Genomic DNA, 11,090 nt, shown 5'->3' with positions numbered 1-11,090 from the left:
GTTCGGCGGCGAAGCCGTCGTAATCAATTGGACGCGGTGTGGCTGAAAAAAAGGGGCCGCTTCGCAGCCCAACGGGGCGGTGCGACGTTTCGCTAAATCCCCTCGCCACAATTGGCTACTTGCTCAGAGCACTCAATATCGTATGAGCAATCTTGATCCGCTCCGGGTTCGGGTAGTTTTTGTTGGCCAGGATCACGATGCCGATGTCTTTCGACGGCACGTACGCCACGTAAGCCCCGAAGCCGCCCGTTGAACCGGTTTTGTTGATCAGTATGCTTTCCGGTTGAGGTTGCGGTGGGGTCAGCCACTGGACTTCGTGAGCCTCCATCGCCATCTGCGTCGAGTTACCCGCCAGTAATTTATCGAGGGTGACCGGGTAATGGTAGAACTCCCAACCCAGCCCCTGAGTCATCTCGCCGACCTTGTAATACCCGGTGTGAGTGATGGCGATTGCCCGCTGCATCGGCGTTTCAAGCCCCGACGGTTTCATGTTCGCCTCAACATACCGAATCAGATCCGCCGCGCTGGTTTTCACCCCATAAGCCTCCGAATCCAGTGCCCCCGGCCCAACCCGTACAGGTTTGTCGTCCTTGTTGTAACCCTGAGCGTAAAGCCCCATTTGAGCCTGCGGCACTGTGAGGTAGGTGTGTTTCAGCCCGAGTTTCGGCAGCAGGGTTTTTTCCATCACGTCATCAAACGGCGCGCCCATGCTTTGGGCGGCGAGGTAACCGAACAACCCCAGGCTCGGGTTCGAATACAGCCGATGGGTGCCGGCGGCATAAGTCGGTTTCCACTGCTTGAAGTAGCCGAGCATTTTGTCCGGTGCATCGGCATCGTCGGGGAATTGCAGCGGCAGGCCACCGGCGCTGTAGGTGCCCAGTTGCAGCACGCTGATGTTATCGAACGCGCTGCCACGCAGCTCCGGCAGCACGCTGCTGGCCTTGTCCGACAGGGACAGTTTGCCGGTGGCCTGAGCGTAGGCGGCGAGGGTCGCGGTGAAGGTTTTGCTCACCGAGCCGATTTCGAACAGGGTGTCTTCGGTGACGGCTTTGCCGTTTTCCTTCGAGGCCACGCCGTAGTTAAAGTAATGAGGCTGGCCGTTGACGGTAATCGCAACCGCGACACCGGGGATCTGCTGTTGCTGCATCACCGGTTCGATGGCGGCCTTCACGATGGCTTCAATGCGGTCATCAGCAACGCAATGACCGGCGCTGAGGGCAAGTGCGAAAGCGCTGTAGAGCGCGAGTTTGTTGTGCATGATTGATTCACTTTCCATGAGTTCAAGGGTGTTAACCGCTACACTCCGAGCGGCTTTTCAATCCGGGTTGCTGATGGGCGAGCCAATCTATGCAGTCTGCCGAGGTTCGACAACCGATGATATTTCGAACGAGCCATTAGAAAAATTTGGGAGTGGGCATGATCCGGCCTCAATTACCGCTCAATGCATTGCGCGCCTTCGAGGCCTCCGCCCGGCATTTGAGTTTCACCCGGGCGGCCGTTGAGTTGTGTGTCACACAGGCGGCGGTGAGCCATCAGGTCAAGAGCCTTGAATCGCAACTTCGCGTAACCCTGTTCAAGCGCTTGCCCCGCGGGCTGATGCTGACCAGCGAGGGCGAAACCCTGCTGCCGGTGTTGCGCGAGTCTTTCGACCGTATTGCGCGCACCCTTGAGCGATTCGAGGGCGGACATTTTCGCGAGGTATTGACGGTCGGCGCGGTGGGGACGTTCGCGGTAGGCTGGTTGTTGCCACGGTTGACGGACTTCCAGGCGAAACATCCGTTCATAGATTTGCGCCTGTCGACCAACAACAATCGCGTGGATGTGGCGGCTGAAGGGTTGGATTACGCGATACGGTTTGGCGCGGGAGCCTGGCATGGGATTGAGGCAGTCAGGTTGATCGAGGCGCCGTTATCGGTATTGTGCGTTCCCGAAATTGCCCGGCAACTGAAAACACCGATAGACCTGTTGCAGCAAACGCTGTTGCGTTCTTATCGCACGGACGAGTGGCCCGAATGGTTTCAGGCCACCGGCCTCTCGACCCACGCAGCGCCGCCCCGAAGCATCGTCTTCGACTCGTCGCTGGCAATGATGGAAGCGGCGCTGCAAGGGGCGGGCGTTGCATTGGCGCCGCCGCTGATGTTCGCCCGACAACTGACGGCGGGTGCAATCGAGCAACCGTTCGCCATCGGGATCACCACCGGCAGTTACTGGCTGACCCGTTTGCAGTCGCGCCCTGAAACGTCGGCGATGATGGCGTTCAAGCAATGGTTGCTGCAAGCAGCGCAAGAACCTGTGGGAGCGAGTTCGCTCGCGAAAGCGGTCTATCCGTCACATTGATGGTGGATGTGACGACGTCTTCGCGAGCAAGCCCGCTCCCACAGGGATTGAGGTTTTTCGATAGACCTAGCGCACCAGACACGGCCGCTTGTTATCGAACTTCCAGCCCGGAATCAGAAACTGCATCGCCACGCTGTCATCCCGGGCGCCCAGTCCCATGCCTTTGTACAACTCATGAGCCTTGGCCAGTTGATCCATGTCCAGTTCGACGCCCAACCCGGGTTTCTTCGGCACCTGCACGCAGCCATCAACGATTTGCAGCGGCGCTTTGGTCAGGCGCTGGCCGTCCTGCCAGATCCAGTGGGTGTCGATGGCGGTGATGTCACCTGGCGCTGCGGCCGCAACGTGGGTGAACATGGCCAGGGAAATATCGAAGTGGTTGTTGGAGTGTGAACCCCAGGTCAGGCCCCACTCATGGCACATCTGCGCCACACGGACCGAGCCCTGCATGGTCCAGAAGTGTGGGTCCGCCAGCGGAATGTCCACTGATTGCAACTGGATCGCGTGGCCCATTTCCCGCCAGTCGGTGGCGATCATGTTGGTGGCGGTTTTCAGACCCGTGGCCCGACGGAATTCAGCCATGACTTCACGTCCCGAATAACCGTTTTCCGCGCCGCACGGGTCTTCGGCGTAAGCCAGTACGTGATGCTGATCCCGGCACAGGCGAATGGCTTCCTTGAGTGACCACGCGCCATTCGGATCAAGGGTGATGCGCGCATCGGGGAAGCGTTCGGCCAGGGCGGTGACGGCTTCGATTTCTTGATCGCCACTGAGCACGCCGCCCTTGAGTTTGAAGTCCTTGAAACCGTAGCGGGCGTGGGCGGCTTCGGCCAGGCGGACCACGGCGTCGGCGGTCATGGCTTTTTCGTGACGTACGCGGAACCAGTCGTTGTCGGCGTCCGGTTCGCTGCGGTAGGCCAGGTCGGTTTCATTGCGATCACCGACATAAAACAGGTAACCCAGCATCTTCACTTCGTCGCGCTGCTGACCTTCGCCGAGCAAGGCTGCGACCGGCACGTCCAGGTGCTGGCCCAAGAGATCAAGCAGCGCAGCTTCAAGGCCGGTGACGGCGTGGATGGTGATGCGCAAATCGAACGTCTGTAACCCGCGACCGCCAGCATCACGATCGGCGAAGGTCTGGCGCACTTGATTGAGGATCTTCTGATACGTGCCGATCGGACTGCCGACCACTAATGAACGAGCGTCTTCGAGGGTCTGGCGGATGCGTTCGCCGCCCGGTACTTCACCGACGCCGGTGTGGCCGGCGTTGTCCTTGAGGATCACGATGTTGCGGGTGAAAAACGGCCCGTGGGCGCCGCTCAGGTTGAGCAACATGCCATCGTGGCCGGCCACTGGAACAACCTGCATGCTGGTGATGACCGGGGCTTTGGCGGTTTCTTGTGTGTTCATTGTCATGTCCTTCAAAACAGTGCTCTTACATGAGTGTTCAGGCGTGATTGGGCGCTGGTTTGTCCAGTGCAACGGCTGGTGCGGATTTCGGTTTGTTGCGTGCGGCGAAGACGATGATGGCGGCAATGATCGAGGTCGCGGCCAGGCCGTACAGCCCGCCCTGAATCGAGCCGGTGCGTTCTTCCAGCAGGCCGAACGTGGTCGGCGCGACGAAGCCGCCGAGGTTGCCCACCGAGTTGATCAGCGCGATGACGCCTGCCGCGATCCGTGCGTCCAGATAAGCCTGAGGAATCGGCCAGAACAGCGATGACGCCGATTTGAAGCCCAGCGCAGCAAAGCAGATTGCAACGAAGGCGAAGATCGGCCCGCCGGTGGTGGACATGAACATCCCGGCTGCTGCGATCAGCAGGGCCGCAGCGACCCAGGCTTGTTGATGCTTCCATTTGGCCGACAGCGAAGCGAAGGCGTACATGCCGACGATCGACAGCAACCATGGAATCGAGTTGAACAGCCCGACCTGAATGTCGCTCAGGTCGCCCATCTTTTTGATGATGCTCGGCAGCCAGAAGGTCGCGGCATAGATGGTCAATTGGATGAAGAAGTAGATCAGGCAGAACAGGATGATCTGGCGATCCTTGAGCAGCTTGCCCAGCGACGGTTTGATTGGTGTCGCGGCTTCGCGGGCCAGTTGTTCGTCGTCGATGGCTTTGACCAGCGCGTCTTGTTCGGCGCGGCTCAGCCATTTGGCGTCGTGGGGTTTGGAGTCCAGCCAGAACCAGACGAACACGCACAGCCCGACCGAGAACATCCCTTCAATGAAGTACATCCATTGCCAGCCGTGCATGCCCAAACCGCTGATTTGCAGCAGTAACCCGGACAGCGGGCCGGAGATCAGCGAAGCAATCGCCGAACCGCTGAGGAAGATGGCAATCGCCTTGCCGCGTTCAACGCCAGGCAACCAGCGGGTGAAGTAGTAAATCACTCCGGGGAAGAAACCGGCTTCGGCCACGCCGAGCAGAAATCGCAGGATGTAGAAGTGGGTTTCGTTCTGGATGAAGGCCATGCAAGCGGCGACCACGCCCCAGGTCAGCATGATGCGGGTCAGCCAGATTCGTGCGCCGACTTTTTGCAGGAGGATATTGGAGGGGACTTCAAACAGCGCGTAACCGATGAAGAACAGACCGGCGCCGAGGCCGTAGGCGGCAGCGCCGATGCCCAGGTCATGTTCCATGTGGGCGCGGACGAAGCCGATGTTCACGCGGTCGATGTAGTTGACGATGAACATGATCACGAACAGCGGCAGAACATGGCGTTTCACTTTCGAGATGGCGGACTTCAGGACCGAATCGGCGCCATCGTTCATCCCGGATATGGATGTATTCACTGCGTTATCTCCCACTGATTATTTTTATGCGGGGTGTGGCGGGGTGTTGCGATGTTGATAGACATCATACAACTACGTTTTTTCCTCATGCAAGCCCTGCTGTCCAACAAAATGGCGCTTTATATGAGATTTGTTATTCTTTTTTCAGTAATGCACGAGCTTGGTTTCGGTCTTGAATGTCCGATTTGTTGAGTGTTGTCATACAAGTTGATCGGCTTTTTCCCGAGATTCCCGTCGGGCGCAGTGCTACGATTCCAGTAGCCCTGCTCTCGGATGATCGCCATGCAAGAAGACCTCGACGCGCCTGCCCGCAAGCGCACCCACAACCTGGCCCATGACCTGGTCGCCAAACTGACCCAGAGCATCTTGCTCGGGCAGATGCTGCCAGGTGACAAGCTGCCGTCCGAGAACACGATTGTTCAGGAGCACGGGGTCAGTCGCACGGTGGTGCGCGAGGCGATCTCGAAGTTGCAGGCGTCCGGGTTGGTGGAGACCCGGCACGGCATCGGCACCTTTGTCATCGAGCGAGCACCGGAGCAGGGACTGCGGTTGAACGTCGATACCGCGCTGGGGGTGCGCAGTATTCTGGAGTTGCGCATGGGCCTGGAAACCCAGGCCGCCGCACTGGCGGCAACCCGTCGCACCGAGCATCAATTGGTGCAGATGCGCGAAGCGCTGGACGACTATCAAAGCCTGCTGGCCAACAACGACAGCTGCGTCGAAGCCGACAAGCGCTTCCACTTGCTGATCGCCGAAGCCACCGGCAACGTGTGCTTCACCGAAATCATGCAGCACCTGGGCAGCGCCATGATCCCACGCACCCGCGTCAATGCCGCCGAGCGCGGCGCAGTGGACTTGAGCAAGCTCGGGCAACTGGCCAACCTTGAGCACGAGGCGATTCTCAATGCGATCAAACGCCAGGACCCGGATGCGGCTCGGGCGGCCATGTGGCTGCACCTGACCAACAGTCGCGACCGGTTTTCGGCCGATGGCTGACCGCCATTTGTCTACTCGAACAGAACCCGGCCAGTGCGCCTGGTTTTTTTATCGCGGGAAAGCCCGCTCCCACAGGTTTCGAGTCGGATGAAAATGATGCGATCGCCACAAACCCTGTGGGAGCTGGCTTGCCTGCGAAGGCGTCGCAGGTATCGCAAAAATGCCGCATCAGACGCCGACTACTCGAATCGACACAATCCTGCGCTCCAGATTCAACGCCAACACGCTGACCAGCACCACCAGTGCGCCCGCAACGATCATCAACGTCGGCCGCTCGCCCAGTGCAAAAGAGGCAATTGCCATGGCGGTCGGTGGAATCAGATACAGCGTCATCGTCGCGCGGCTCAAATCCACATGAGTCAGCACATAGGCCCAGGCGAGATACGCAAGGGCACTTGGGAAAATGCCCAGCCCGATGACCGCAAGCTGTACTTCAACTGGAGCGGTGATGACCTGGCTCACCAGTCCCGGGAGATAAACCAACAGCAGCAGCGTCCCGAACCAAACCGTGTAACACACCAACGTCAGCCCGTCGTAGCGCCGCGAGTGATGCTTCTGCAAGGCAAAGTAAAAACTCCATGACACCGCCGCCAACACAATCAGCCATCCATGGGCGTCGATGCTCCCCAATCCGTGATCACCGGCCACCACCATCACCACGCCGATCAATCCCAGAAAAACGCAGCCCCAACGCCACACGCTCACCCGGTCCTTGAACACGAAACGCGCCAGCAACGTGCTGAACAACGGCGTTGATTGCGCCAACACACTCGAGGCGCCGGCGCTGATACTTTGCTGGCCGAAATTCAACGCGACATGGTGCAGGCTCACGGCAAAAAATCCGAGCGCGAACAGCAACGGCAGGTCACGAGTTTTCGGCAGGCTAATGCCTCGGAACACTGCGACCACCGCCATGAAGGCCGATGCCAGCAGAAACCGCAGCAGGGCTAGATGACCAGGATCATAGGCCTGCAAACCGATGTGAATGCCGGTCGGTGAGTAACCCCAGCAGCTGACGACAAATGCCATGGCCAGGAAGATTTTGGCGGGGGAGCCGGGGGAGGGCGTGAGTGGCTTCATGATCGGGCACCTGTAGGCGGATGCACCCAGTATCAGAAGCCTGAATGTTCTCCACAACTGACTTATAGTGCGTCAACTCTTCACTTTTGGTGATGTATGGAGCTGGCACAGATACGCATGTTCAAGACCGTCGCCGAGGTCGGCAGTATCGCTCGGGCAGCCGAGCTATTGCATTGCGTGCCGTCGAACATCACGGCACGGATCAAGTCCCTGGAAACGGAGCTGGGTGTCGCGCTGTTTCTACGCGAGGGCCGAGGGCTGCGAATCAGCCCGGCGGGGCAGACCTTTCTGGCTTATGCCTCGAAAATTCTCGCCCTGACGGCGGAAGCCAAGCGCGCGGTGGACCCTTCGGCCGAGCCGTCCGGGCCGTTGCGCATTGGCGCCATCGAGTCGTCGGCGACCGGTCGATTGCCGCGGTTGCTGGCGAAATTCCACAAGCGTTTCCCGGCGGTGGCACTGGAGCTGACCACCGGCACCTGGAGCCAATTGCTCGACGACACGCTCAATCACCGGCTCGACGGCGCGATCGTCGCCGTGGATGTCGAGCGCTCACACCTCAAGCGCACGCCGATGTACCGCGAGGAGCTGTTGTTGATCGCCTCGACGTCCCTGGGGCCGGTGCGTGACATCGCGGATTTGCAGGACAAGACCGTGTTCATGTGGCCTCAGGGCTGTCCCTACCGGGCGGCGCTGGAACATTGGTTGCTGCGGCAGGGGCAGGCGTTGCCGATTGTCAGCCTGGCCAGTTACGGGGCGATTGTCGGCTGTGTCAGTGCCGGGGCGGGTGTCGCGCTGGTGCCAAAAGGCGTGTTTGATCAGTACGCCAAAGGGGCGGGTTGCGCAGGGTATGAGTTCCCCGAACTGATGGCGATCGACAATCTGTTTTACTGGCATGAAAACGCCGGGGTTCACCCGGCGCGAGAGGCGTTTGTGGGGATGTTGCGCGAGGAGTTCACGTAACGGCTTACCTGTGGGAGCGAGCCTGTTCGCGATAGTGGTTTAACATTCAACAATAATGTTGGCTGTGATTCCGTCATCGCGAGCAGGCTCGCTCCCACAGTGGGGGGCGTTCTTGATGATCATGTGACGCTGACATCCCGCATCAACAACCCAAACTGCAAATCCACCGCATCCGGAATCGGCAGGTACACCGTATGCCCATCCCCCGGCGCCACTTCGATAGGCTCGCCCCTGACGTTTTGCAGTTGATGCAAGTCGAATTGGAAGTTGCCCTTGGGCGTCATCAGTTCCATGTGGTCGCCCAAACCAAATCGATTCTTCACCTTGACCTCCGCCATCCGGTCACGCCGCGCGCCGGTCAGCTCGCCGACAAACTGCTGCCGCTCCGACACCGAACTGCCGTGCTGGTAGTTCTGGTATTCGTCATGCACGTGCCGTCGCAGAAAACCTTCGGTGTAGCCGCGCTGGGCGAGTGATTCCAGGTCCAGCATCAGACTGCGGTCGAACTCGCGACCGGCCATCGCGTCGTCGATCGCCCGACGGTAAACCTGAGTGGTGCGTGCGCAATAAAAATGGGATTTGGTCCGGCCCTCGATTTTCAGTGAGTGCACGCCCATCTGCGTCAGGCGCTCGACATGCTGCACCGCGCGCAAATCCTTGGCGTTCATGATGTAAGTGCCGTGTTCGTCTTCGAAGGCCGGCATCAGTTCATCGGGCCGATTGGCTTCCTGCAACAGGAACACCTGATCGGTCGGGGCGCCTATGCCCAGGGTCGGTTCGGGCTGGAAGGTCTGCACGATTTCGCCGAGCTGGTTTTCAGTGGCCTCTTGCGCCGAATATTTCCAGCGACAGGCGTTGGTGCAACTGCCCTGATTGGCATCGCGCTTGTTCATGTAACCCGACAACAGGCAGCGACCGGAATAGGCCATGCACAAGGCGCCGTGGACGAACACCTCCAGCTCCATCGCCGGGACTTGCTCGCGGATTTCGGCGATTTCTTCCAGGGACAGCTCCCGCGACAGGATGATCCGGCTCAAACCTTGTTGCTGCCAGAACTCGACACTGGCCCAGTTCACCGTGTTGGCCTGTACCGACAGGTGAATCGGCATCTGCGGATAATGCCGGCGGACCAGCATGATCAACCCCGGGTCGGACATGATCAGCGCGTCCGGCGCCATGGCAATGACCGGCGCCAGGTCTTTGAGGAAGGTTTTTAGCTTGGCGTTGTGCGGGGCGATGTTCACCACCACGTAGAAGCGCTTGCCTTGGGCCTGGGCCTCGTGAATGCCGAGGGCCAGATTGGCGTGATCGAATTCGTTGTTGCGCACCCGCAGGCTGTAGCGCGGTTGACCGGCGTACACCGCATCGGCGCCGTAGGCGAAGGCATATCGCATGTTTTTCAGGGTGCCGGCGGGGGCGAGCAGTTCTGGAGGCAGGAGAGTCATGGCAGAGTCGGTCACAAAAGCCGCCGAGAGTAAGCGGCTTGCCCGCGAGGTTCATTGATCTGGATCTATGCTTGATGAACAAACGGATGGCACTCGCGCGAACCGTGGCGGACTAAGCATCAGGACGCAACATTGTGTCCTTGCGGACTGACATGGATCGGACATGAACGAAGAGACAGTACAAAACAAATCACTGGTGATCTTGCTGGGGCTGGTCACCGCTGCCTTCATTTGGATTTTGCTGCCGTTTTACGGCGCGGTGTTCTGGGCGGTGATCCTCGGCATCCTCTTCGCGCCCCTGCACCGACGACTGCAACTGAAGTTCGGCTGGGAACGCAATCTGACGTCGCTGCTCACCCTGAGCATCTGTCTGTTGATCGCGATTCTGCCGGTGATTGTCCTCAGTATCTTGCTGATTCAAGAAGGGGCCTCGGTCTACCACCGCATCGAAAGTGGCGAACTGGACATTGCCGGGTACGTGACGCATTTCAAACACAGCCTGCCGCCGTACTTCCAGCACTTGCTCGATCGGGCCGGGGTAGGCGAACTGGACGGGCTGCGGGAGAAAATCATCAAAAGTGCGGTGACAGGCAATGAGTTCATTGCCAACAAAGCCTTCAGTTTTGGTCAGGGTACGTTCGATTTCGTGGTGAGCTTTTTCATCATGCTCTACCTGTTGTTCTTCTTTCTGCGGGACGGCGCCGAACTGGCCCGCAAAGTGCGCGCCGCCGTGCCGCTGCAGGAGCACCAGAAACGCCGTTTGCAACTCAAGTTCAATCGTGTGGTTCGAGCGACAGTGAAGGGCAACCTGCTGGTGGCGATCACGCAGGGCGCATTGGGCGGTTTGATTTTCTGGTTTCTGGATATTCCGAGCGCGTTGCTCTGGGCGGTGCTGATGGCGTTTCTGTCGCTGTTGCCAGCGGTGGGGGCGGGGATTGTCTGGGCGCCGGTGGCGGCGTTTTTCCTGTTCACTGGAGCGATCTGGCAGGGCGTGATGCTGGTGCTGTTCGGGATTTTTGTGATCGGCCTGGTGGATAACGTGCTGCGACCGATCCTGGTGGGCAAGGATACCAAGATGCCGGACTACCTGATCCTGATCTCGACCCTTGGCGGTCTGGCGATCTTCGGCCTCAATGGCTTTGTGATCGGGCCGCTGATCGCTGCGCTGTTCATGTCGAGTTGGGCAATTTTCATCGAAACCAAGCCGCGGGTGCAGTTGCCTTAAGCGCTGAGTTGGCCTCGGCCGATGCGTTGCGACAGTGCCTGGGCGGCTGGCAGCGAGGTGAGCGGACCGCTGATCGGTTCGCCGTCCTGCACCAGATACCAACAGGCGAGCAATCCTAGCTCTCTGAGCGGTGCGGGAACGGCACTGCCGATAACGGACATGATCTGAACCTGGGACATAAGTACCTCCATCAATCGATGGAGCCACCTTACGGAACGGACGCTTGAACGGACAATCAACGCTTTCGATAGTC

Annotated in this window: 10 protein-coding genes; 4 read left to right on the top strand and 6 right to left on the bottom strand. The window is 59.3% G+C overall.

Translation table 11 applies throughout. The features are described 5' to 3' along the window. Positions 1-115 precede the first annotated feature (115 nt). Positions 116-1,258: a class C beta-lactamase gene (gene ampC, locus KGB03_RS16825; protein WP_317851233.1), complete on the bottom strand. Its 1,143-nt coding sequence runs from the start codon at positions 1,256-1,258 to the stop codon at positions 116-118. Between the two features lie 158 nt (positions 1,259-1,416). Between ampC and KGB03_RS16820 the strand changes: the two genes are divergently transcribed. Next, a complete protein-coding gene (locus tag KGB03_RS16820; RefSeq protein WP_111452411.1) occupies positions 1,417-2,337 on the top strand; it encodes a LysR family transcriptional regulator in 921 nt (306 codons plus the stop codon). Positions 2,338-2,403: 66 nt separating this feature from the next. Here the strand turns inward: KGB03_RS16820 and gudD are convergent, their stop codons facing one another. Both gudD and KGB03_RS16810 read right to left on the bottom strand, forming a co-directional pair. Further along, positions 2,404-3,747, bottom strand: a complete 1,344-nt coding sequence (gudD, locus tag KGB03_RS16815) for a glucarate dehydratase (RefSeq protein WP_223527711.1) — start codon at positions 3,745-3,747, stop codon at positions 2,404-2,406. A 37-nt stretch (positions 3,748-3,784) separates the two neighbouring features. Beyond that, entirely contained in the window at positions 3,785-5,131 is a 1,347-nt protein-coding gene (locus KGB03_RS16810; protein WP_192410450.1) for an MFS transporter, read from the bottom strand. Between the two features lie 282 nt (positions 5,132-5,413). On the opposite strand from KGB03_RS16810, the gene KGB03_RS16805 reads away from it, so the two are divergent. Beyond that, a complete protein-coding gene (locus KGB03_RS16805) occupies positions 5,414-6,127 on the top strand; it encodes a FadR/GntR family transcriptional regulator (protein ID WP_111452408.1) in 714 nt (237 codons plus the stop codon). 168 nt (positions 6,128-6,295) lie between these two features. On the opposite strand, the gene KGB03_RS16800 is transcribed toward KGB03_RS16805, so the two are convergent. Further along, positions 6,296-7,207, bottom strand: a complete 912-nt coding sequence (locus KGB03_RS16800; RefSeq protein ID WP_218535646.1) for a DMT family transporter — start codon at positions 7,205-7,207, stop codon at positions 6,296-6,298. 96 nt (positions 7,208-7,303) lie between these two features. On the opposite strand from KGB03_RS16800, the gene KGB03_RS16795 reads away from it, so the two are divergent. After that, positions 7,304-8,167 (top strand): LysR substrate-binding domain-containing protein, encoded by an 864-nt coding sequence (locus KGB03_RS16795; RefSeq protein ID WP_218535648.1) that lies wholly within the window; start codon positions 7,304-7,306, stop codon positions 8,165-8,167. Positions 8,168-8,286: 119 nt separating this feature from the next. On the opposite strand, the gene yegQ is transcribed toward KGB03_RS16795, so the two are convergent. Beyond that, complete coding sequence (gene yegQ / locus KGB03_RS16790) at positions 8,287-9,612, bottom strand: tRNA 5-hydroxyuridine modification protein YegQ (RefSeq protein ID WP_218535650.1); 1,326 nt, start codon at positions 9,610-9,612, stop codon at positions 8,287-8,289. A gap of 163 nt (positions 9,613-9,775) precedes the next feature. Between yegQ and KGB03_RS16785 the strand changes: the two genes are divergently transcribed. Continuing rightward, positions 9,776-10,837, top strand: a complete 1,062-nt coding sequence (locus tag KGB03_RS16785; protein WP_223527709.1) for an AI-2E family transporter — start codon at positions 9,776-9,778, stop codon at positions 10,835-10,837. Here the strand turns inward: KGB03_RS16785 and KGB03_RS16780 are convergent. Then, a complete protein-coding gene (locus KGB03_RS16780) occupies positions 10,834-11,016 on the bottom strand; it encodes a hypothetical protein (protein ID WP_111449100.1) in 183 nt (60 codons plus the stop codon). The two genes, KGB03_RS16785 and KGB03_RS16780, sit on opposite strands and share 4 nt — an antisense overlap. Positions 11,017-11,090 lie beyond the last annotated feature (74 nt).

The sequence above is a fragment of the Pseudomonas sp. BF-B-26 genome, assembly GCF_019956495.1.
Taxonomy (GTDB): Bacteria; Pseudomonadota; Gammaproteobacteria; order Pseudomonadales; family Pseudomonadaceae; genus Aquipseudomonas.
Note: the sequence above shows the minus strand (reverse complement) of the source record. Positions and strands in the feature narration are given on the sequence as shown.